The sequence below is a fragment of the Pseudomonas furukawaii genome, from assembly GCF_002355475.1.
Taxonomy (GTDB): Bacteria; Pseudomonadota; Gammaproteobacteria; order Pseudomonadales; family Pseudomonadaceae; genus Metapseudomonas; species Metapseudomonas furukawaii.
The window spans coordinates 2,815,104-2,835,681 of record NZ_AP014862.1 but is presented as its reverse complement, the minus strand read 5'-3'; the positions used below and the strand labels follow the sequence as shown (position 1 = coordinate 2,835,681).

The 20,578-nt window shown below is 67.3% G+C and carries 20 protein-coding genes; 7 read left to right on the top strand and 13 right to left on the bottom strand.

The features are described 5' to 3' along the window. Positions 1–93: 93 nt before the first annotated feature. The 7 genes from KF707C_RS13190 to KF707C_RS13160 all read right to left on the bottom strand — a co-directional run bounded on the left by KF707C_RS13190 (position 94) and on the right by KF707C_RS13160 (position 5,833). Complete coding sequence (locus KF707C_RS13190; protein WP_003448659.1) at positions 94–420, bottom strand: Rieske (2Fe-2S) protein; 327 nt, start codon at positions 418–420, stop codon at positions 94–96. Continuing rightward, positions 417–728 carry a YciI family protein gene (locus tag KF707C_RS13185; RefSeq protein ID WP_003448661.1) on the bottom strand — a complete coding sequence of 104 codons (312 nt, stop codon included), beginning with the start codon at positions 726–728 and terminating at the stop codon, positions 417–419. The genes KF707C_RS13190 and KF707C_RS13185 overlap by 4 nt, the downstream gene beginning before the upstream one ends. Next, positions 725–1,594, bottom strand: coding sequence for an intradiol ring-cleavage dioxygenase (locus KF707C_RS13180; protein ID WP_036991061.1), 870 nt, complete (start codon positions 1,592–1,594; stop codon positions 725–727). Before KF707C_RS13180 ends, KF707C_RS13185 begins: the two co-directional genes overlap by 4 nt. A gap of 65 nt (positions 1,595–1,659) precedes the next feature. After that, a complete protein-coding gene (locus KF707C_RS13175) occupies positions 1,660–2,727 on the bottom strand; it encodes a maleylacetate reductase (protein WP_003448666.1) in 1,068 nt (355 codons plus the stop codon). Positions 2,728–2,735: 8 nt separating this feature from the next. Then, entirely contained in the window at positions 2,736–4,199 is a 1,464-nt protein-coding gene (locus KF707C_RS13170; protein WP_003448668.1) for an aldehyde dehydrogenase family protein, read from the bottom strand. 81 nt (positions 4,200–4,280) lie between these two features. Next, positions 4,281–5,300, bottom strand: a complete 1,020-nt coding sequence (locus tag KF707C_RS13165) for a hypothetical protein (RefSeq protein ID WP_003448669.1) — start codon at positions 5,298–5,300, stop codon at positions 4,281–4,283. A gap of 38 nt (positions 5,301–5,338) precedes the next feature. Continuing rightward, on the bottom strand, positions 5,339–5,833 hold the full coding sequence (locus KF707C_RS13160) for a cupin domain-containing protein (protein WP_036991063.1): 495 nt from the start codon (positions 5,831–5,833) through the stop codon (positions 5,339–5,341). 429 nt (positions 5,834–6,262) lie between these two features. Here KF707C_RS13160 and KF707C_RS13155 point away from each other — a divergent pair, with 429 nt between their 5' ends. Continuing rightward, on the top strand, positions 6,263–6,814 hold the full coding sequence (locus KF707C_RS13155) for a hypothetical protein (RefSeq protein WP_096368029.1): 552 nt from the start codon (positions 6,263–6,265) through the stop codon (positions 6,812–6,814). Positions 6,815–7,059: 245 nt separating this feature from the next. Here KF707C_RS13155 and KF707C_RS13150 read toward each other — a convergent pair whose 3' ends face one another. After that, positions 7,060–7,350 carry a hypothetical protein gene (locus KF707C_RS13150; RefSeq protein ID WP_003449337.1) on the bottom strand — a complete coding sequence of 97 codons (291 nt, stop codon included), beginning with the start codon at positions 7,348–7,350 and terminating at the stop codon, positions 7,060–7,062. A gap of 85 nt (positions 7,351–7,435) precedes the next feature. Further along, complete coding sequence (locus tag KF707C_RS29330) at positions 7,436–7,597, bottom strand: hypothetical protein (protein WP_158526756.1); 162 nt, start codon at positions 7,595–7,597, stop codon at positions 7,436–7,438. Between the two features lie 158 nt (positions 7,598–7,755). Between KF707C_RS29330 and KF707C_RS13145 the strand changes: the two genes are divergently transcribed. Both KF707C_RS13145 and ptrC read left to right on the top strand, forming a co-directional pair. Then, complete coding sequence (locus tag KF707C_RS13145) at positions 7,756–7,986, top strand: DUF2789 domain-containing protein (protein WP_003449340.1); 231 nt, start codon at positions 7,756–7,758, stop codon at positions 7,984–7,986. A 127-nt stretch (positions 7,987–8,113) separates the two neighbouring features. Further along, complete coding sequence (ptrC, locus tag KF707C_RS13140) at positions 8,114–8,308, top strand: type III secretion system co-regulatory protein PtrC (RefSeq protein WP_003449342.1); 195 nt, start codon at positions 8,114–8,116, stop codon at positions 8,306–8,308. Position 8,309: 1 nt separating this feature from the next. Here the strand turns inward: ptrC and KF707C_RS13135 are convergent, their stop codons facing one another. The 4 genes from KF707C_RS13135 to KF707C_RS13120 all read right to left on the bottom strand — a co-directional run bounded on the left by KF707C_RS13135 (position 8,310) and on the right by KF707C_RS13120 (position 13,283). Further along, the gene (locus KF707C_RS13135; protein WP_003449346.1) at positions 8,310–10,553 is read right to left on the bottom strand and encodes a xanthine dehydrogenase family protein molybdopterin-binding subunit; all 2,244 of its coding nucleotides are present in this window, start codon (positions 10,551–10,553) and stop codon (positions 8,310–8,312) included. A gap of 11 nt (positions 10,554–10,564) precedes the next feature. Further along, positions 10,565–11,023 (bottom strand): (2Fe-2S)-binding protein, encoded by a 459-nt coding sequence (locus tag KF707C_RS13130; RefSeq protein WP_003449349.1) that lies wholly within the window; start codon positions 11,021–11,023, stop codon positions 10,565–10,567. Positions 11,024–11,136: 113 nt separating this feature from the next. Further along, positions 11,137–12,066, bottom strand: coding sequence for an AraC family transcriptional regulator (locus tag KF707C_RS13125; RefSeq protein WP_003449351.1), 930 nt, complete (start codon positions 12,064–12,066; stop codon positions 11,137–11,139). 194 nt (positions 12,067–12,260) lie between these two features. Beyond that, positions 12,261–13,283: a zinc-dependent alcohol dehydrogenase family protein gene (locus KF707C_RS13120; protein WP_003449352.1), complete on the bottom strand. Its 1,023-nt coding sequence runs from the start codon at positions 13,281–13,283 to the stop codon at positions 12,261–12,263. Positions 13,284–13,445: 162 nt separating this feature from the next. Here KF707C_RS13120 and KF707C_RS13115 point away from each other — a divergent pair, with 162 nt between their 5' ends. From KF707C_RS13115 to KF707C_RS13100, 4 genes are all read left to right on the top strand, one after another. Next, entirely contained in the window at positions 13,446–14,363 is a 918-nt protein-coding gene (locus KF707C_RS13115) for a LysR family transcriptional regulator (protein WP_088193237.1), read from the top strand. A 210-nt stretch (positions 14,364–14,573) separates the two neighbouring features. Then, the gene (gene mexE / locus KF707C_RS13110) at positions 14,574–15,812 is read left to right on the top strand and encodes a multidrug efflux RND transporter periplasmic adaptor subunit MexE (protein WP_003449356.1); all 1,239 of its coding nucleotides are present in this window, start codon (positions 14,574–14,576) and stop codon (positions 15,810–15,812) included. Between the two features lie 77 nt (positions 15,813–15,889). Beyond that, on the top strand, positions 15,890–19,072 hold the full coding sequence (locus tag KF707C_RS13105; protein WP_003449357.1) for an efflux RND transporter permease subunit: 3,183 nt from the start codon (positions 15,890–15,892) through the stop codon (positions 19,070–19,072). After that, positions 19,069–20,550: an efflux transporter outer membrane subunit gene (locus KF707C_RS13100; RefSeq protein WP_231992317.1), complete on the top strand. Its 1,482-nt coding sequence runs from the start codon at positions 19,069–19,071 to the stop codon at positions 20,548–20,550. Before KF707C_RS13105 ends, KF707C_RS13100 begins: the two co-directional genes overlap by 4 nt. The last annotated feature ends 28 nt before the right edge of the window (positions 20,551–20,578 follow it).

Sequence of the window (20,578 nt, the reverse complement as noted above, 5' to 3'; positions counted from 1 at the left end):
GATGCGCCCTTATCGCAGGTTAGGCGGGAACGGGCATTGGCATCCGTGAAGGCAGGGGTGCCGGGAGCACATGACACCTGCGGTCCCGGCGCGTCACAGCAGCATGACCCGCCCCTCCAGCACGCGCACCGGCACGGCCTCCAGCCGGCTCCCCTCGCAGGGGCCCTCGATGCACTGGCCATCCTCGAAGCGGAACAGTGCGCTGTGGTGGGCGCACATCAGTACCTGGCCCCGGTAGGTGCTGAACTCGCCCGGGCGATAGTCCAGGCCCACCGAGAAATGCGGGCAACGGTTGCGATAGGCCCAGACCTGATCCCCCCGGCGCACCAGCACCAGGGGTTCAGGCCGCCCCCCGACCTCGGCCTGGAGCGCCAGGGCGCCCCCGTCGGCGATGGCATGCAGGTCGCAGAGCCGGCTCATCCCCGCAACTCCGGATTGCCCAGGCCCCAGTTCCAGGGACGGATCTCGATTCGCTCGAACAAGCCCTCCCGTACATAGGGATCGTCCCCGAGGAACGCCTGCACATCCGCCAGGCTCATGGCCTCGACCACCAGCAGGGTGCCATTCATGCGGCCATCGCAGCCGTCCAGGGTGGGGCCGCCGAGGCGCACCACCACCCGATGGGGATAGGGATTGCGCAGGTGCTCGCGATGGGCTGGACGGATGCGATCGCGCAAGGCCAGCCGGTCGGGCTTATCGGTGGCGAACACCGCGAAGTACCGGCTCATGGATGCTCCAGCACGAAATCATAGGTGGCCAGGTGGAAGTCCCCTTCGAACCCGTAGCGCGTCGCCAGGGGATGATTCGCCCGGCACGGCTGGTAGACCACCTTGAGGGAATCCTTCACGCCGAACACCACATCCGACTCCAGGTAGGGATCGTCATGGTTGAACAGGTGGGTGACCAGGGTGCGATGCCCCTCGGCCGTGACCATGAAATGCAGGTGGGCCGGTCGCCACGGATGGCGGTCGCTGGCCTGCAGCAGGCGTCCCACCGGCCCATCGGTGGGAATCGGGTAGCTCACCGGGATGATGGTGCGGATGGCGAAGCGTCCCTCCCCATCGGTGCGGTAGCGCCCCCGCAGGTTCGCCAGGGGCTGTTCCGGGTCCTGGCCGGAATACATGCCGTTGTCGGCGGTCTGCCAGACATCCAGCACGGCACCGGCCACCGGCTCGCCCGCCGGGTCCAGCACCCGCCCCTGCACCAGGGCGGGCTGGCCCGGGGTGAAGGCCATGCTCTCCCCCGCCTGGCGCTCCGGCATCCCTGCGATGTAGAAGGGGCCGAACACCGTGGACTCGGTGGCGGTTTCGCCGGCGCGGTGGTTGATGGCATCCACCAGCATGGACAGGCCGAGCACATCCGACAGCAGGATGAACTCCTGGCGCACCACGCCATCGCAGAGCTTCCCGGTGTCGGTGAGGAAACGGACACCCTCCAGCCACTCGTCCTCGGTCAGTTCGACCTCGCTGGCAAACGCGTGCAGGTGACTCACCAGGCTCTGCAGCACCTGCCGCAGGCGGGGGTTGGGGGTGTTGCCGAAGGCCGCGACGGCCTGGGCGGAAATCTTCGCTTCGTTGGGCGGGATCCTGTGCATCTTCTGTTCCCGTTGAGGGTCATGGAGCGGTGTCCGCAGGGGCGCCATGCGCCTCCTGCGAGTCGTCAGCCGGGGGGCAGGCCCTGCCAGGCGCGGGTCAGCAGGGCCTCGATGGGTTGGCGCTCGAAGGGGCGCGGGTTGTAGTAGGGGCTGGCACAGGCGATCTCGGCGGTTTCCGCCGGCCCTTCCTCGGGCAGGCCGAGCTCCGCCAGGGACGCCGGAATACCCAGTCGCCGGTTCAGGGCGAACAACAGCGCCCCCACGTCCTCCGCCGATCGCCCACCCAGGGCTCGGGCGGCGCGGGCCAGCGGCCCTGCGGCGGCTTCGCGGTTGTAGTGGACCGCGTGGGGCAGCACCACCGAATGCGCCTGGGCATGGGGCAGGTTGAAGGTGCCGCCCAGGGTGTGGCAGAGCTTATGGTGGATGGCCATGCCCACCGAACCCAGGCAGATGCCCGCCAGCCAGGCGCCGTAGAGGGCGCGGCTGCGGGCCTCCAGATCCTGCGGATCGGCCACCACACCCGGCAGGGACTCCGCCAGGGCGCGGATGGATTCTTCCGCCATCAGGCTGACGATGGGGTTCGCATCCTGGGCGTAGAGGGCCTCGACCGCGTGGGCCATGGCGTTCATGCCGGAGCAGGCGGAGATCCCGGCCGGCAGGCTCAGGGTCAGCTCGGGGTCGTAGATCACCGTCCTCGGCAATACCCGGGCGTCACGCCCGGTCTTCTTCAGGCGGTTCTCGGTCATGCCGTAGATGGGCGTCATTTCCGAGCCGGCGTAGGTGGTGGGCACCGCCAGGATCGGCAGGCCCGACTCCAGGGCGATGGCCTTGCCCAGGCCGATGGTGGAACCACCGCCGATGGCCAGGCAGCAGTCGGCGGCGCGGCGCTCGGCTTCGACGCGGGCGGCCCGGGCCACTTCCACCGGCACATGCATCACCGCGTGGGGATAGAGGCCGGCGGCGCGGTCGCCGAGGATCGCCGCCACCCGCTCGCCCAGGTGGGCCTGCTCCGGCGTGGTGAGGACCAGCGCCCGACGGACGCCCAGCCGGTCCATTTCCTCGGCCAGGTGTTCCAGCTTGCCCGGCCCGAATACCACGCGGGATGCCAGGCCCTGATAGATGAAGGGAGTCATGGGCGACCTCAGCGCTTGAAGTGGGGGGGAATCTTCGCGTCCACGTTGACCCACACGGAGCGGGCCTCGGTGTAGTCGTGGATGGCCTCGAAGCCCATTTCACGACCATAGCCCGACTGGCCGACACCGCCGAAGGGGCTGCCCGGGCTCACCCGCTTGTAGCAGTTGATCCAGCACATGCCGGCCTGGATGCCAGCCGCCATGCGGTGGGCGCGCTGCAGGTCGCGGGTCCAGAGGCCGCTGCCAAGCCCGTACTGCGTGCCGTTGGCGATGGCCAGGGCCTCCTCGTCGCTGGAGAATCGCAGCACGGTGACAAAGGGTCCGAAGACCTCTTCCTGGGCCACCCTGTGGTGGGGCTGGGCCTCCACCACCGTGGGTTCGATGTAGCAGCCGCCGGCCAGGGCCGGGTCGCTGGGGGCCTTGCCACCGGTGAGGACGCGACCGCCCTGGGCCCGGGCGATGTCGACATAGGCCAGCACGCGGTCACGGTGCTGGGCGGAAGTCAGCGGCCCCATCTCGGTGTCCGGGTCCATGGGGTCCCCCAGGCGTATGGAACGCGCCAGGCCGACGAAGCGCTCGAGGAATTCATCGGCGATGCGCTCGTGCAGCATCAGGCGCGCACCGGCGATGCAGGCCTGGCCCTGGTTGTGGAAGATGGCCCAGGCGGCGCCGTTGACCGCAGCGTCCAGGTCGGCGTCCTCGAAGACGATATTGGCGCCCTTCCCGCCCAGTTCCAGCTGCACGCGCTTGAGGTTGCCCTGGGAGGCCTCGACGATGCGGCGGCCGGTGGCGGTGGACCCGGTGAAGGCGATCTTGCCCACGTCCTCGTGTTCCGCCAGGCGCTGGCCGGCGGTGTGACCATAGCCCGGCACCACGTTGACCACGCCGTCCGGGAACCCCACGTCCTTCATCAGCTCGGCGATGCGCAGGGTGGACAGCGGCGTGATCTCCGAAGGCTTGATCACCACGGTATTGCCCGCCGCCAGGGCCGGTCCCATCTTCCAGCTGGTGAACATCAGCGGGAAGTTCCAGGGCACGATCTGCCCCACCACGCCGATGGGCTTGCGCTGCACATAGTTGAGGAAGCCGGTTTCCACCGGGATCACCGACCCTTCGATCTTGTCGGCGATACCGCCGAAGTAGCGGAAGCAGGCTGCGGTGCGCGGCACGTCGAGGCTGCGGGAGTCGCGGAGCGGATGGCCGGTATCCAGGGACTCCAGCTGCGCCAGCTCCTCGGCATGGGCCTCGATGCTGTCCGCCAGCTTCAGCAGCAGGCGGCCACGCTCGGCGCCGGACAACGCCGCCCAGGCTGGAAAGGCCCGCTTGGCGGCGGCGACGGCCAGGTCCACGTCCTCGGCCTCGGCAGCGGCGATGCGGGTGATCAGCGAGCCGTCATGGGGCGACAGGACCTCGAGTGTCCCGCCCTTCAGGGCCGGGACGAAACGGCCATCGATGAAGAGTTGGTTCTGCATGGGTAAAGCTCTCCGGGCGCCGTGGCGAACCACGGCGTCTGTGGATGACGAGATGGTGTTCCCTTCTGGGGCGAATCGACCTCAGAACTCCACCGGGTACGGCTTCAGTTCGCCGCTTTCGTAGCGCTGGGGCAGGTTCGGCGTGGCGTTCTCCCAGACCAGCAGCATGGAACGCTTGGTGGAGTAGCCCTGGTGACGGATGTCCGCCGGCATGGCGCAGATGTCGCCGGCACGCATGGTGATGCGGGCGCGGGGGCTGCCGTCGTCCTTGTCCGCGACGTCCCAGATGATTTCGTCGGACAGCTGCAGGAACCACTCGACCCGGTCGTTGCCGTGGAACACCGGGAGAATGAACTCCTCGGTGGTCGGGCAGAACAGGCTCGCCTTGCACACCGAACTCACCGAGGGGTTCCAGGTGACGTCGGAACGGGACAGGTACTTGTAGAGGTTGAAGGCGTGCAATTCGCCCTCGAAGCCTTCGGCGGCATGAATCTCCGGCTCGTCCTGGGGCACGTCGGCGAACTGGCGGTTCACCGGCAGGTCATCCCGCAGGGGCGAATCGTCCGGCAGGCCCGGCATGCATCGGGTGGCCACGCGGAAGCGCTCGATGGCCTCCAGGTTGTCGCCCTTCTTGCGGCCGAAGGCGCTGCCGGTCTCCTCCGGCGCGGCGAAGGGGTCGAAGCCGGCGTTGGTCCAGTCCCGCAGGATGGCCTTGAAGGTGGCCATGATCTTCGGCGTCTCGAACCGCTCGGTGTAGTCGACGCCCGCTTCCCGCAGCACGCCATTGAAGGTGCCGGCGTAGAGATCGACCTTGCCGTAGTGGTTGCGGGTGCCGATGACGTCGTCGAAATTCACCCAGCCGTAGAAGAAGCCCCAGGCCACGTCTCGCATGGTGGCGCGGAGGAAGGCGTCCGCCGGGATCAGGTGGGAGCGCTGCTGGCCCTTGGCGGGCCACTGGATGCGCACGAAGTACTCGTCGCGGGACAGGGTGAAGGCGCCGAGCCTGAAGCTGCGGTAGCCGGTCACGCTGTCGGGGAGACTGGCTTCGACCTCGTCGGCGGCGAAGCTGGGGGAGGTATCGAGGGATTCGAGCATGGCCATGGGCATTGTCCTCTTGTTCGGGTTGGCGGGCGCGGCAGTCACTTCAGGCAGATATCCGCCCATTTCTCCACCGACAGGGGCCCCTGGATGGTCTGCACCAGCAGGACGCCGGGGCGGGGGCTGTCGAAGCGATAGGCGCAACCGGCCGGCAGCAGCGCCTGGTGACCGCGCTTGAGCAGGACGTAGCCCATGGGACGGCCCTTGGGCTGCGGGCCGGCCAGGCGGGTGCCATCACCCTCCACCAGGGGTTCGTCCAGTTTGAGGAAATCGACCCGCACCTCGCCGTCGACGGAGATGGCGAATTCATCGTGGGCGGCGGTGTACCAGGGGGATTGGCCGTCGGCGCGCAGGGTCTCGATCACGTAGCCGAGGTTCAGGCCGACCACCACCTTCTCATAGGGCGCGGACTGGTCGGCGACCTCGAAGATGTTGGAGAAGGCGTAGTGGCGGGCTTCGCCCTGGATGATCTCGATCGACCCCTTGCGGTAATCGTCGAGCGAGCCGAAGACGGTGCGGAATGCGGCAGTGCTCATCTCATTCACCATTTGTTGTTGTAGTGGGTGAATGAACCTTACGGGCGGTGCCGGACGGCAACAATTCCAGGCAGGACGACAACAGTGTTTGCAAAACGCGAACAGTGACGGAAGGCCTCTGGATCGGGGCTTGCCGCGCAAGCTCCCATGCTGCGGCGCCCATGATTGCCACGACACCCCCGCCCATTGCCGCAGCCTATCAGGCTTATATATCGATCCTATCGATTATAAATATCCATGCAAAAGCCTCTTGAGCTCAGCGCGATAATGACCCTGACTTATTCATAAGCCGTTGTTTTATCTTGATTAAAACAACTATCACCGACATCGATGGCAACCATCAGCGAGGATCACTTCTTCATCGAAATCTCATCAGTAACATGGGCCCCGTAGACGAATTCCAACCCCTTCCTCACCGAGGTGCCCGTCATGAAAAAGCAAATCCTTGCCAGCCTGTTCATCGCCAGCCTGTCCGCCACTGCTTTCGCCCTGCCCCAGGGCACCGTCGCTGAAGGTGGTTCCGACCGCACCTCGATCCACCGCGTAGCCGAAGGCGGTTCCGACCGCACCAAGGGCTTCGATATCGCCGAAGGTGGCTCCGACCGCACCAAGGGCTTCGATGTCGCTGAAGGTGGCTCCGACCGCACCAAGGGCTTCGATGTCGCTGAAGGTGGCTCCGACCGCACCAAGGGCTTCGATGTCGCTGAAGGCGGTTCCGACCGCACCAAGGGCTTCGATGTCGCTGAAGGTGGTTCCGACCGCACCAAGGGCTTCGATGTCGCCGAAGGTGGCTCCGATCGCACCAAGGCCTTCGATGTCGCCGAAGGTGGTTCCGACCGCACCAAGGGCTTCGATGTCGCTGAAGGTGGCTCCGACCGCACCAAGGGCTTCGATGTTGCCGAAGGCGGTTCCGACCGCACCAAAGGCTTCGATATCGCTGAAGGTGGCTCCGACCGCGTAGGCGCCAACCGCATCAGCTGATTCCGCAACCGTTCAGAGGCAGGCAATCACGATGTATGCACCCCTCGAAAGGCAGAAGGCGCCCCTAGTGGCGCCTTCTTCTTTTTTGTAGGAGCGAGCTCGCTCGCGAAATAGTCCGCACCCTTCGCCGGCAAGCCGGCTCCTACGACACCAGCCCCGCACACGCCCGCGAAGCCGCTCGCACCCTTCGCCGGCAAGCCGGCTCCTACGACGACAGGTCCGCGCGTGCCCCGCCCGCGCAGCCCCTACTTCACCAGGCTCAGGCGCTTGTCGGTGAAGACGCAGATCACGCCCGCCTCGTTGTGCATGACCGGATGGTTGAAGTCGCAGTAAGCCGCCGCCACGCTCAGGGGCAACGCCTGGCTGATCGCCTTGCCCGCCTTGAACCAGGACATCTGGCCCGGCTTGCAGAGCTTGGCCTCGGCATCGGTGCTGTAGGTACAGAGCACCGACTGGTCGATGGGTTCTTCCTTGGTGCAGCCAACCAGGGGCAATGCCACCAGGCCGACGAGGGCGAGTTTCTTCAATGGGGACATGGGTAGCTCCGTTAGAGGTCGGTCCGCCAGACATGCGGACCCGCTGCCTTTGATCCGTGGCCCCTCATCGGGTTCCACAGTCCGATCAGGTATGGCCGGTGTACAGCAACATGCCCCAGGCCATCAGGAAGAGGGTCGCCAGCCCTGCCAGCCAGTACCCCGCCGCGAGCATCAGGGGGCTGTGCGCGGAATGCCTTGTCTCGCTCCTGGCGCCCATTTCGCCCCCAATGGCGGGGAGTTGCCGCACGATCACCACCGGTTTTCCAGAGGCTAGCCAAGGGCGGGGCAGGCGCAACCCGGCCGATCGAACAGCCGACGCGCTGCCATCCAAGGGCCCTGGCCAGCGCAGGGTCTATAGTCGATGGAGATCTTTTTTCATCCACCCCCACTCGCGGAGGCCACACCATGGATACCAGCCAGCACAGCCTGGGCGCCCTGTTCGACCAGCTCGGCCTGCCCTCCGGCAAGACGGAGATCGACCGTTTCGTCGCCGGCCATCGCCTGGCCCTGGGCCAGGCCCTGCCTGACGCGCCCTTCTGGAACGCCGCCCAGTCCGCCTTCCTGCGGGATGCCCTGCAGCAGGACTCCGACTGGACCGAGGAAGCCGATGAACTGGCGGTGCTGCTGAGCAAGTGACAGGAGTGCGGCGGAGCGCCATCGACGGGAATGATGTCGACCATCAGCCCCTTTCAATTCCGCGCTGGATGCCCCGGCGGCACTATCGCTCCATCGGCCCTGTGGCCAACGGAACGAGACCGCCGCCATGTCCGCCCATCCCCAGATCGACGACAGCCTCTACCAGGTCACCCACGTGACCCTCGATGACCTGCGCCTGCACTTCGAAACCGAGGTGGCGGTCAGCCTGGAGGACGGCAGCCTCGCCGTACGCCGGGCCCCGACGCCCGCTTCCGAGCGCAAGGCCTTGCGTGAGCTGATCTGCGCCGCCCAGGCCGCCTGACTCAGGCCAGCTTCAGCTGACGGGGCAACGGCAGGCTGTAGAAACGCTGCCCCACGGCTGCATGCAGCGCATTGCCCAGCGCAGGCGCGAGCGGTGGCACGCCAGGCTCGCCAACGCCGGTAGGCGCCTCCGCCGACGGCAGGATATGCACCTCCACCACGGGCATTTCGTTGATCCGCAGCACCTGGAAGTCGTGGAAGTTGGACTGCTCCACCACACCGTCCTTGAGGGTGATGGCCCCATGCAGGGCCGCGGCCAGCCCGAAACCTATCCCCCCTTCCATCTGCGCCCGGATCACATCCGGATTGATGGCCACGCCGCAATCCACGGCGCACACCACGCGATCCACCCGATAGCTGCCATCCGCCTTCACCGTGACCTCCGCCACCTGGGCGACGTAGGAGCCGAAGGACTCATGCACGGCAATGCCCCGTCCACGCTTCTCGCCCTCCGCGCCCGCCTTGAGCGGCTGGCTCCAGCCGGCCTTCTCGGCCGCCAGCTGCAACACGCCGAGGTGGCGAGGATGCTTGCCCAGCAGCGCCCTGCGGTACTCATAGGGGTCCTTTCCGGCGGTGGTGGCCGCCTGGTCGATCAGGGTCTCCACCGAGTAGGCGGTGTGGGTATGGCCCACCGAGCGCCACCACTGCACGGGCACGCCGATGTCATCCGGGCTGTGCAGCTCCACCAGCAGGTTCGGCACCGCGTAGGACAGGTTGGCCACGCCCTCGACCGAGGTGGGGTCAATGCCCTCCTTGGCCATCACGCCCTCGAAGGGCGAGCCCTTGAGGATGGATTGGCCGACGAGGCGCTGGTGCCAGCCCTGGAGGTTGCCCTCGGCGTCCAGCGCCAGCTTCGCGCGATGCAGGAACAACGGCCGGAAGAAGCCCGCATGGGTATCGTCCTCGCGGGTCCAGACCAGCTTCACCGGCACGTCATGCCCCTTGGCGCGCGCCGCCTTGGTGATGGCCACCGCCTCCAGCAGGTAGTCGGAACGGGGATTGGCGCGGCGCCCGAAGCTGCCGCCGGCATAGAGCTGGGTCAGGCTGACCTTCTCCACCGGAATGCCGAGGTACTTGGCGATCGACAGCTGGTCCACGGTCTGGAACTGCTCGCCGTTCCAGATATCGCATTGCCCGGCGGAGATCTTCACCAGGCAGTTCATGGGCTCCATCGCCGCGTGGGCGAGATAGGGGAACTCGAAGTCCGCCTCGATCAGGGTCGCCGGCTGGGCCATCGCCGTGCTGATGTCGCCCTGCTTGCCCGCGACAGCACCCGCCTTGCCCGCCGCCTCGCGGTAGCGCGCGAAGATCTCCGCACTGCCCAGCTTGAAGGCACGGCTCTCGTCCCACTCCACCACCAGTGCGTCGCGTCCCTGGCGCGCCGCCCAGGTATTGGTCGCCAGCACCGCGACACCCGCGCGGCCGTGGGGCGTATCGGTGAACTCCACCACCTCCACCACCCCGGCGACCGCCTTGGCCTTGCTCGAATCGACCTTGGCCGGCACCGCCCCGAAACGCTTCGGGTAGGCCACCACGGCCACCAGCATCCCGGGCAGCTTGAAGTCCTGGGTAAAGACGGCGGTGCCATCGGTCTTGTCCTGGCTGTCGCGGCGAGACAGGCGCTCCCTGCCGATCAGCACGAACTGATCCGGCGTCTTCAGCTTCACCTCGGCGGGCACCGCCTGCCGCGATGCGGCCTCCGCCAGCTCACCGAAACCGGCCTTGCGACCGGAGGCGGCATGGCTCACGACGCCCTGGCTGACGCCGATCTCCGACGCCGGCACCTTCCAGCGCTCGGCGGCGGCGCTCACCAGCATGGCGCGGGCGCTGGCTCCGGCCTTGCGCATCTGTTCCCAGGAGTTGGCCATGGCGTTGCTGCCGCCCGTGCCCTGGATGGGGCCGAAGGCCAGGTTGTTGTACAGGGCCGCGTTGGCCGGCGCGCCTTCCACCCGCACCTGGTTCCAGTCGGCGTCCAGCTCCTCGGCCAACAGGGTGGCGAGCCCGGTGTAGGTGCCCTGCCCCATTTCCACATGCTTGGCGAGCACGGTGACGCTGCCATCGGTCCCCAGGCGCACGAAGGCGTTGGGGACGAAGGCATCGCCTGCAGCCGCCAGCGCCTCGCCACCCTTGAGCAGGGGCGCGAAGACCACCCCGAGGGCCAGGCCGCCGGTGCCTTTGAGGAAGCCTCGGCGGCTGAGGTTGAGAATGCCGCCCTCAGGGCGGAATCGGGATTCGAACTTGCCCATGTCGAGTCTCCTCAGGCCAGGTTGCCGGCGGCTTCGTGGATGGCGGCGCGGATCCGCACGTAGGTGGCGCAGCGGCAGATATTGCCGCTCATGGCCGCATCGATGTCCGCATCGCTGGGCCTGGGATTGCCCTTGAGCAGCGCCGTGGCCGACATGATCTGCCCGGACTGGCAATAACCGCACTGCACCACATCCAGCCGGCGCCAGGCGGCCTGCACCGCCTCGCCCACCGGGTCCTGGCCCACCGCCTCGACGGTGGTGATCTTCTTGCCCGCCACGACGGACACCGGGGTGACGCAGGAGCGCGTGGGCTGGCCGTCCACATGCACGGTGCAGGCGCCGCACAGCGCCATGCCACAGCCATACTTGGTACCGGTCAGGTTGGCGACGTCGCGCAACGCCCACAGCAGCGGCATGTCGGCCGGCACGTCGAGTTCGTGGTCCTTGCCATTCAGGTTCAGGGTAATCATCAGTCACACCACCTCTGTCGGGATGGTTCAGGGAGAGCCGGGCGGCCAGGCCGATCGGCACGTGGAAAAAGCGGAACTGCAATGATGGACCGGTGCGCCCCGATCGGGACGCTTCACGCCGACTGGCGCAGCCGGGCGATGTCCCGCAGCGGCGGTGCGCCGAACAGTCGGCTGTACTCGCGGCTGAACTGCGAGGGGCTCTCGTAGCCCACCCTGCCCCCGGCGCTGGCGGCGTCCAGCGACTCCACCAGCATCAGCCGGCGCGCTTCCTGCAGCCGCAGTTGCTTCTGGAACTGCAGGGGGCTCATGGCCGTGACCGCCTTGAAATGGTGGTGCAGCGCCGAGGTGCTCATGTTCACCTCACGCGCCAGCCGCTCGATCTGCAGCGGCTGGTGGAAGTTCTGCCGCAGCCAGTTCACCGCGCGACCGATGCGGTGTCCCTGGCTGCCGGTGCTGGCCATCTGTCGCAACTGCGCGCCGTAGCTGCCCCGCAGCAGGCGGTAGAGGATCTCCCGCCGGATCAGCGGCAACAGCACCGGGATGTCTTCCGGGGTGTCGAGCAGCCGCAGCAGCCGCAACACGGCATCTCGAAGGGGCGCCTCCAGGTCGTTGACCATCACGCAGCGGGGACAGGGCCTGGCCGTCTGCGACGGCGCGTCCAGGTCCATCAGCAAGGCGCTGATCTCCTTGGGGTCCAGGTCAAGGCGCAGGCTGAGGTAAGGCACGTCGACGCTGGCCTCGATCACCTGGCCGATCACCGGCACATCCACCGACACCATGAGGAACTGGGAGGGCCCGTAGTAGTAGGTTTCCTCGCCCAGCAGGACCTTCTTGCGCCCCTGCACCACCAGCCCCAGGGCCGGCTCGTAGAGGCAGTGCAACGGTTCGCTGGGCCGGGAGGTGCGAAAGAGCATCAGGCCCGGAACCGCGGTCTCGGAAGAACCGTCTTCCCTGGCGAATCGTTCAATGGTCTGCACCAGCTCCTGCTGCTGGCGCGCGGCGAGATCAGGCTCCACGGGAGCGATGGGAGCTTCTGCATTCATGGTTACAACCTTTGCAACGGATGAGGCAACTCTACCCGTGGCTTGCCCAGTCGTCTCGCCTGCGGGGCGAGCCGAAGAGGATCAGGCAACAATCCAGCAGAAATCGACTATCGACGCGATGCGCCGGGGGCGCACACTGCCTCCCATCGACAATCGAACGAAAAAGGCCGGGACAAGTCCCGGCCCTTTCCTCGTCAATCAGTCACCTTGATGACGACGCGACCCCCTGGCGGACAGGTCTCCATATGGCGGTTGGCCTCGACGAAGTCCTCGAAGGCGAACACGCGATCCACCGGCGGTTTCAGCAACCGGTCACGGGTCAACTGGTTGATATGGTCCAGCGCCCGTTTCACCGAAGCCTCATTGGCCTCGATGCCGATCTCCGGCGAACCGGTGAAGTCGAGCACGCAATGACGGAAGAACTGCAGATGCTTCTTGAACGCGGCGCACGCCGGGAACGCGGCATCGTTGCCACCGTTGACCCCATAGAGGATCAGCTTGCCGCGTGGCGCGGCGACGTCGCCCAGCAGCTTCATCTGCTGGCCGGCGCACTGGTCGAGGACCACCTCGACCCCCTTGCCCTGGGTGAAGCGCTCCACCTCCAGGACCAGGTCCTGCTCCTCGGTGACGATGATCTTGTCGGCGCCCAGTTCCTTGAGGAAAGCGCGGCTCTCCGGGTAGGTGGTGGACGCGATCACCTTGGCGCCCAGGGCCTTGGCCAGTTGAACCGTCTGGGGCGCCAGGCAATGGCCGGCCTCGGTGACCAGCACGTGCTGGCCCGGCTTCAGGTTGCCCAGGTCCACCAGCGCGAAGTACGCCAGCAGCGTCGGCGTGTAGTGAATCGCCGCCTCGACCGGCGTCAGGCTGTCGGGGTAGGCCACCAGGCCATTGCGCGGCATCAGCACCCGATCGCCCCAGGCCGGGTAACGGTTCGGCGTGCTGGCCGGGAAGCTGGCCACGGGGGTGCCCACGGCAAGGTCGTCGACGCCCGCGCCAACGGCTTCCACCACGCCGGCCATCTCGAAACCGAGGCCGGACGGTAGCTGGGTCGGCTGCTCGGCCGCCAGGTTCTGCCGCCAGAGCACGTCCTTCCAGCCCACGCCCAGCGCCTGGGTGCGCACCAGCACTTCGCCCGGACCGGGTACGGGGGTCGGTACCTCTTCCAGTTGGAGGACTTCGGGGCCGCCGAACTGGTGAAAACGGATCATGCGGGACATCACATACCTCGCCTGTGACTCTTTCATAGCCACGGACTCTATCCGGGCTTTATCCACAAAACCACCCGTGGCCGTTGATAGTTGTCATAAATGGCGATGATGCGAGCCTTGACGATCGGACACGGGAACTGCACCTTTCACACGTTAATTACGGAAGATTCCATGAACCGAAACGACCTGCGAAGAGTTGACCTCAACCTGCTGATCGTCTTCGAAACGCTGATGCATGAGCGTAGCGTGACGCGCGCGGCGGAAAAGCTGTTCCTCGGCCAACCCGCCATCAGCGCCGCCCTGGCTCGCCTGCGGAACCTCTTCGACGACCCGCTTTTCGTCCGCACCGGCCGGAGCATGGAGCCCACCGCCCGCGCCGTGGAGATCTTCGCCCTGCTTTCGCCGGCGCTGGATTCCATCTCCACCGCCGTGAGCCGGGCGGCGGACTTCGACCCGGCCACCAGCACCGCGGTGTTCCGCATCGGCCTGTCCGATGACGTGGAGTTCGCCCTGCTGCCCGCCCTGCTCCGCCGGCTGCGGGCCGAAGCGCCCGGGGTGGTGCTGGTGGTGCGCCGCACCAACTACCTGCTGATGCCCAACCTGCTGGCCTCCGGCGAAATCTCCGTGGGCGTCAGCTACACCGACGAACTGCCGGCCAATGCCAAGCGCAAGACCCTGCGCCGCTCCAAGCCCAGGCTGCTGCGGGCCGACGCGATTCCCGGGGCCCTGAGCCTGGACGACTATTGCGCACGGCCCCACGCCCTGGTGTCCTTCGCCGGCGACCTGCAGGGTTTCGTCGACGAGGAACTGGCCAAGCAGGGCCGCCAGCGCCGGGTGGTACTGGCGGTGCCCCAGTTCAACGGCCTCGGCACGCTGCTCGCCGGCACCGACCTGGTGGCCATGGTGCCGGACTACACGGCCGCCGCCCTGACCGCCGCCGGCGGCCTGCGGGCGGAAGATCCCCCCCTGCCCACCCAGTCCTTCGAGCTGTCCATGGCCTGGCGCGGCGCCCAGGACAACGACCCCGCCGAGCGTTGGCTGCGTTCCCGCATCCAGATGTACTGCGGCGACCCGGACAGCCTCGAGTAACGCCACAGGCCCCCAACCCGTGCCCTGCGGCGCGTTCGTTCGCCAGGGCGGCGGCTTTTCCCGGAATCCTTCCGGGCTACGAAAGCCGCGTAGTGACTACCCGTCTCAATCACTTCCAGTGATAGTCATTTTCAGGGTGTTCGATTCGTCTGATCGAACTCGCGCACGCAGACTCCGCCCATTCATGAAACCAATTGGCGGAGCTGTCCCATGGAAGCACTTCACAAGAATCTCTGGCGTTACCCCCTGGCCCTTGCGGCGGCGGTGGTGCTGGCGGCCTGCGGCAAGGCACCGGAGGCAGGACTCAACCAGGCAGCACCCAAGGTCAGCGTTGCCGAGGTGATCGAGCAGCCCCTCAACGAGTGGGACGAATTCACCGGCCGCCTGGAAGCCCCCGAATCCGTCGAGATCCGCCCGCGCGTATCCGGCTACATCGACCAGGTGGCCTTCCACGAGGGCAGCCTGGTGAAGAAGGGTGACCTGCTCTTCCAGATCGACCCGCGCCCCTTCCAGGCGGAAGTGAAACGCCTGGAGGCGCAGTTGCAGCAAGCCCGCGCCAGCCAGACCCGCGCGGTCAACGAGGCCCGCCGTGGCGAGCGCCTGCGCCAGAGCAACGCCATCTCCGCCGAACTGGCCGACGCCCGCACCAGCGCCGCCGCCGAGGCCCAGGCCGCCGTCGCCGCCACCCAGGCGGAGCTGGACAATGCCCGCCTCAACCTCAGCTTCACCCGTGTCACCGCGCCCATCGACGGCCGCGTCAGCCGCGCCGAGATCACCGAGGGCAACCTGGTGAACGCCGGCCAGTCGCTGCTCACCTCGGTGGTCTCCACCGACAAGGTCTACGCCTACTTCGACGCCGACGAGCGCGCCTTCCTCAAGTACGTGGAACTGGCGCGCAAGGCCGGCACCGACACCCGTGCCGCCAGCCCGGTGTACATGGGCCTGTCCAGCGAAGAAGGCAATCCGCACCTGGGCCAGCTGGACTTCCTCGACAACCAGGTCAATCCGCGCACCGGCACCATCCGGGGCCGCGCGGTGTTCGACAACACCGACGGCCGCTTCACCCCCGGCCTCTACGCCCGCATCAAGCTGGTGGGCAGCGAGACCTACCCGGCCGCGCTGATCAAGGACGAAGCCATAGGTACTGACCTGGGCAAGAAGTTCGTCCTGGTCCTCGGTGAGGACAACAAGGTCAACTACCGCCCCATCGAGCTGGGGCCGAAGCTGGAAGGGCTGCGCATCGTCCGCAGCGGCCTGGCCAAGGGCGAGAAGATCGTGGTCAACGGCCTGCAGCGCGCCATGCCCGGCGCCCTGGTAGACCCGCAGGCCGTGCCCATGGCCAGCGACGACACCCTCGCCCAGCTGGACCGGCTGCGCCGCTCCGTGGAAGGCCGCGACGCCCCGCGCGTCGCCCGGCAAGACATCAACAACGGCAAGCCACGCGGCTGACAAGACGCCTGGTGCGCGCGGCGCACCCTACCCCAACGTGGGGTGCGCCCTGCGCACCGGAGCCCGAGGACCATCCGATGAACTTTTCGCAATTCTTCATCTCGCGGCCGATCTTCGCCGCCGTGCTGTCGCTGCTGGTCCTGATCGGCGGCGCCATCTCCCTGTTCCAGCTGCCCATCAGCGAATACCCGGAAGTGGTCCCGCCCACCGTGGTCGTGCGCGCCAACTTCCCCGGCGCCAACCCCAAGGTGATCGGCGAGACCGTGGCCTCGCCGCTGGAGCAGGCCATCGTCGGCGTGGAAGGCATGCTCTACATGTCCTCCCAGGCTACCAACGACGGCAAGCTGACCCTGACCATCACCTTCGCCCTGGGTACCGACCTGGACAACGCCCAGGTGCAGGTGCAGAACCGCGTCACCCGCACCATGCCGACCCTGCCCACCGAGGTGCAGCGGCTCGGCGTGACCGTGGACAAGGCCTCCCCGGACCTGACCATGGTGGTGCACCTGACCTCGCCGGATAACCGCTACGACATGCTCTACCTGTCCAACTACGCCGCGCTCAACGTCAAGGACGAGTTGGCGCGCCTGGACGGCGTGGGCGACGTGCAGCTGTTCGGCATGGGCAACTATTCCCTGCGCGTCTGGCTCGACCCGAACAAGGTGGCCTCGCGCAACCTCACCGCCACCGACGTGGTCAACGCCATCCGCGAGCAGAACCGCCAGGTCGCCGCCGGCGCCCTCGGCGCGCCGCCGTCGGATGCTGGCAACAGCTTCCAGCTCTCCATCAACACACAGGGCCGCCTGGTCACCGAGGAAGAGTTCGAGAACATCATCATCCGTGCCGGCTACGACGGCGAGATCACCCGCCTGAAGGACATCGCCCGGGTCGAACTGGGTTCCAACCAGTACGCCCTGCGCTCGCTGCTGAACAACCAGCCGGCCGTGGCCATCCCGGTGTTCCAGCGCCCCGGTTCCAACGCCATCGAGATCTCCGACGCCGTCCGCGAGCGCATGGCCGAGCTGAAGCAGAACTTCCCCCAGGGCATGGACTACGAAATCGTCTATGACCCCACCATCTTCGTCCGTGGCTCCATCGAGGCGGTGGTGCACACCCTGCTCGAAGCGATCGTGCTGGTGGTGCTGGTGGTGATCCTGTTCCTGCAGACCTGGCGCGCGTCCATCATCCCGCTGGCGGCCGTGCCGGTGTCGCTGATCGGCACCTTCGCGGTGATGCACCTGTTCGGCTTCTCCCTCAACGCCCTGTCGCTGTTCGGCCTGGTGCTGGCCATCGGCATCGTGGTGGACGACGCCATCGTGGTGGTGGAGAACGTCGAGCGGAACATCGGCCTCGGCAAGTCGCCGGTTGAGGCCACCCGCCAGGCCATGAAGGAAGTGACCGGCCCCATCGTCGCCACCGCCCTGGTGCTCTGCGCCGTGTTCGTGCCCACCGCCTTCATCTCCGGCCTCACCGGCCAGTTCTACCAGCAGTTCGCGCTGACCATCGCCATCTCCACGGTGATCTCGGCCTTCAACTCCCTGACCCTGTCGCCGGCGCTGGCCGCCGTGCTGCTGAAGGACCACCACGCGCCCAAGGACCGTTTCTCCCGCGTGCTCGACAGGCTGTTCGGCGGCTGGCTGTTCGGTCCCTTCAACCGCTTCTTCGACCGCGCCGGCAAGGGCTATGTCGGCACCGTGCGCCGCGTGCTGCGCGGCAGCAGCATCGCCATGCTGGTCTACGGCGGCTTGCTGGTGCTGGGCTACCTGGGCTTCTCCAGCACCCCCACCGGCTTCGTGCCGCAGCAGGACAAGCAGTACCTGGTGGCCTTCGCCCAACTGCCGGACGCCGCCACCCTCGACCGCACCGAGGCCGTGATCAAGCGCATGTCCGAGATCGCCGCCAAGCACCCGGGCGTGGAGAACACCGTGGCCTTCCCCGGCCTGTCCATCAACGGCTTCACCAACAGCCCCAACAGCGGCATCGTGTTCACCCCGCTCAAGCCCTTCGATGAACGCAAGGACCCGAGCATGTCCGCCGGCGCCATCGCCGCCGAGCTGAACAAGCAGTTCGCGGAAATCCAGGACGCCTACATCGCCATCTTCCCGCCGCCGCCCGTCCAGGGCCTCGGCACCATCGGCGGCTTCCGCCTGCAGGTGGAGGATCGCGGCAACCTGGGTTACGAGGAGCTGTACAAGCAGACCCAGAACGTCATCGCCAAGGCGCGCCAGTTGCCGGAGCTGAACCCCATGTCGGTGTTCACCAGCTACCAGGTCAACGTGCCCCAGGTGGATGCCGCCATCGACCGCGAGAAGGCCAAGACCCACGGCGTGGCCATCAGCGACATCTTCGACACCATGCAGGTGTACCTGGGCTCGCTGTATGCCAACGACTTCAACCGCTTCGGCCGCACCTACCAGGTCAACGTCCAGGCCGACCAGCAGTTCCGCCTGGAGCCCGAGCAGATCGGCCAGCTGAAGGTGCGCAACAACCGTGGCGAAATGATCCCGCTGTCCACCTTCGTCAAGGTGGAGAACAGCTCCGGCCCCGACCGCGTGATGCACTACAACGGCTTCATCACCGCCGAGATCAACGGCGCCGCGGCACCGGGCTACAGCTCGGGCCAGGCCGAAGCGGCGATCGCCAGGCTGCTGAAGGAAGAACTGCCCAACGGCATGACCTATGAATGGACGGACCTGACCTACCAGCAGATCCTCGCCGGCAACACCGCCGTGTTCATCTTCCCGCTCTGCGTGCTGCTGGCCTTCCTGGTGCTGGCCGCCCAGTACGAGAGCTGGAGCCTGCCGCTGGCGGTGATCCTGATCGTGCCGACCGTGCTGTTCTCGGCCATCGTCGGGGTGATCCTCGCCGGCAGCGACAACAACATCTTCACCCAGATCGGCCTGATCGTACTGGTAGGCCTGGCGTGCAAGAACGCCATCCTCATCGTCGAGTTCGCCAAGGAGAAACAGGAAGAAGGCCTGGACCGCGTCGCCGCCGTCCTCGAAGCCTGCCGCCTGCGTCTGCGCCCGATCCTGATGACCTCCATCGCCTTCATCATGGGCGTGGTGCCCCTGGTGCTGTCCTCCGGCGCCGGCGCCGAGATGCGCCATGCCATGGGCGTCGCGGTGTTCAGCGGGATGATCGGCGTGACCTTCTTCGGCCTGCTGCTGACCCCGGTGTTCTATGTCCTGATCCGTGGCTTCGTGGAAAAGCGCGAAGCCCGCAAGGCCCAAGCCAACCAGATTGAGGTACATGCATGAACCCGCTGCGCACCCTTCGTGGGAGCGAGCTCTGCTCGCGAAGCTCCTCGGGCGTTCAGTTCGCGAGCAGAGCTCGCTCCTACAGCCTCGCCAAGGCTTTCGCCCCTGCCCTGCTGGCCCTTGCTTTGAGCGCCTGCGCCGTGGGTCCCGACTACAAGGCCCCCGAGAGCGCGCCAGCCAGGCTCGCCTCGGCCGAGGCCGCGAAGGTCGATCGCGCCCGTTTCGAGAGCCTCTGGTGGCAGCAGTTCGAGGACCCGACCCTTAACCAGCTGGTGGAGGCGTCGCTGCGGGAGAACCGCGAACTGCGCATCGCCTTCTCGCGCCTCCAGGCCGCTCGCGCCATCCGCGACGATGTCGGCAACGACCAGTTGCCGGTGATCACCGCCGGCGCCAGCGCCGAGATCGGCAAGGGCCAGCAGCCGGGCATCACGGAGCAGCGGGTCAACAGCGAGCGCTACGACCTGGGCCTGGACATGGCCTGGGAACTGGACCTGTTCGGCCGCATCCAGCGGCAGATCGAAGCCAGCGACGCGCAAGCCGAGGCCGCCGAAGCCGACCTGCAACAGTTGCAGGTCAGCCTGATCGCCGAGCTGGTGGACGCCTACGGCACCCTGCGCGGCGCCCAACTGCGCGAAGGCATCGCCCGGGAGAACCTGAAGAACCAGCAGGAATCCCGTGCGCTCACCGAGCAACTGCGTGATGCCGGCGTCGGCAGCGAGCTGGACGTGCTGCGCGCCGACGGCCGCCTGGCCGCCACCGAAGCCAGCCTGCCGCAACTGCAGGCCATCGAGGCCCGCGCCCGGAACCGCATCGCCACCCTGCTCGGCCAGCGCCCGGAGCAACTGACCCTGGACCTCTCGCCCAAGCCGCTTCCGGTGATCGCCAAGGCCCTGCCCATCGGCGACCCCGCCGAACTGCTGCGACGCCGCCCGGACGTGCGCTCCGCCGAGCGCCAGCTGGCGGCCGCCACCGCCAATGTCGGCGTCGCCACGGTCGACCTCTTCCCCCGCGTCAGCCTCTCCGGCTTCCTCGGCTTCACCGCCGGGCGCGGCTCGCAGATCGGCTCCTCCGCCGCCCGCGCCTGGGGCGTGGCGCCCACCATCAGCTGGGCCGCCTTCGACCTGGGCAGCGTCCGCGCCCGCCTGCGCGGCGCCGAAGCCGACGCCGAAGGCGCCCTGGCCGGCTATGAGCAGCAGGTGCTGCTCGCCCTGGAGGAATCCGAGAACGCCTTCAGCGACTACGCCAAGCGCCAGCAACGCCTGGTGTCCCTGGTACGCCAGTCGGAAGCCACCCGCGCCGCCGCCGAACAGGCCGCCGTGCGCTACCGCGAAGGCACCGTGGACTTCCTCGTGCTGCTGGACGCCGAACGCGAGCGCCTGGCCGCCGAAGACGCCCAGGCCCAGGCCGAAGTGGAGCTCTACAGCGGCATCGTCGCCATCTACAAGGCCCTGGGCGGCGGCTGGCAGCCCCGGGCCTGAGTGTTTCCCTTGCCCGACCGCCCCCCGG

Coding starts and splice junctions, on each gene's coding strand:
- ptrC (WP_003449342.1), top strand. CDS start 8,114: ATGTCCGCCCATCCCCAGATCGACGACAGCCTCTACCAGGTCACCCAC.
- KF707C_RS13145 (WP_003449340.1), top strand. CDS start 7,756: ATGGATACCAGCCAGCACAGCCTGGGCGCCCTGTTCGACCAGCTCGGC.
- KF707C_RS13165 (WP_003448669.1), bottom strand. CDS start 5,300: ATGGCCATGCTCGAATCCCTCGATACCTCCCCCAGCTTCGCCGCCGAC.
- KF707C_RS13190 (WP_003448659.1), bottom strand. CDS start 420: ATGAGCCGGCTCTGCGACCTGCATGCCATCGCCGACGGGGGCGCCCTG.
- KF707C_RS13100 (WP_231992317.1), top strand. CDS start 19,069: ATGAACCCGCTGCGCACCCTTCGTGGGAGCGAGCTCTGCTCGCGAAGC.
- KF707C_RS13115 (WP_088193237.1), top strand. CDS start 13,446: ATGAACCGAAACGACCTGCGAAGAGTTGACCTCAACCTGCTGATCGTC.
- KF707C_RS13175 (WP_003448666.1), bottom strand. CDS start 2,727: ATGACTCCCTTCATCTATCAGGGCCTGGCATCCCGCGTGGTATTCGGG.
- KF707C_RS13120 (WP_003449352.1), bottom strand. CDS start 13,283: ATGTCCCGCATGATCCGTTTTCACCAGTTCGGCGGCCCCGAAGTCCTC.
- KF707C_RS13185 (WP_003448661.1), bottom strand. CDS start 728: ATGAGCCGGTACTTCGCGGTGTTCGCCACCGATAAGCCCGACCGGCTG.
- KF707C_RS13155 (WP_096368029.1), top strand. CDS start 6,263: ATGAAAAAGCAAATCCTTGCCAGCCTGTTCATCGCCAGCCTGTCCGCC.
- KF707C_RS13160 (WP_036991063.1), bottom strand. CDS start 5,833: ATGAGCACTGCCGCATTCCGCACCGTCTTCGGCTCGCTCGACGATTAC.
- KF707C_RS13125 (WP_003449351.1), bottom strand. CDS start 12,066: ATGAATGCAGAAGCTCCCATCGCTCCCGTGGAGCCTGATCTCGCCGCG.
- KF707C_RS13180 (WP_036991061.1), bottom strand. CDS start 1,594: ATGCACAGGATCCCGCCCAACGAAGCGAAGATTTCCGCCCAGGCCGTC.
- KF707C_RS13105 (WP_003449357.1), top strand. CDS start 15,890: ATGAACTTTTCGCAATTCTTCATCTCGCGGCCGATCTTCGCCGCCGTG.
- KF707C_RS13135 (WP_003449346.1), bottom strand. CDS start 10,553: ATGGGCAAGTTCGAATCCCGATTCCGCCCTGAGGGCGGCATTCTCAAC.
- mexE (WP_003449356.1), top strand. CDS start 14,574: ATGGAAGCACTTCACAAGAATCTCTGGCGTTACCCCCTGGCCCTTGCG.
- KF707C_RS13150 (WP_003449337.1), bottom strand. CDS start 7,350: ATGTCCCCATTGAAGAAACTCGCCCTCGTCGGCCTGGTGGCATTGCCC.
- KF707C_RS13130 (WP_003449349.1), bottom strand. CDS start 11,023: ATGATTACCCTGAACCTGAATGGCAAGGACCACGAACTCGACGTGCCG.
- KF707C_RS13170 (WP_003448668.1), bottom strand. CDS start 4,199: ATGCAGAACCAACTCTTCATCGATGGCCGTTTCGTCCCGGCCCTGAAG.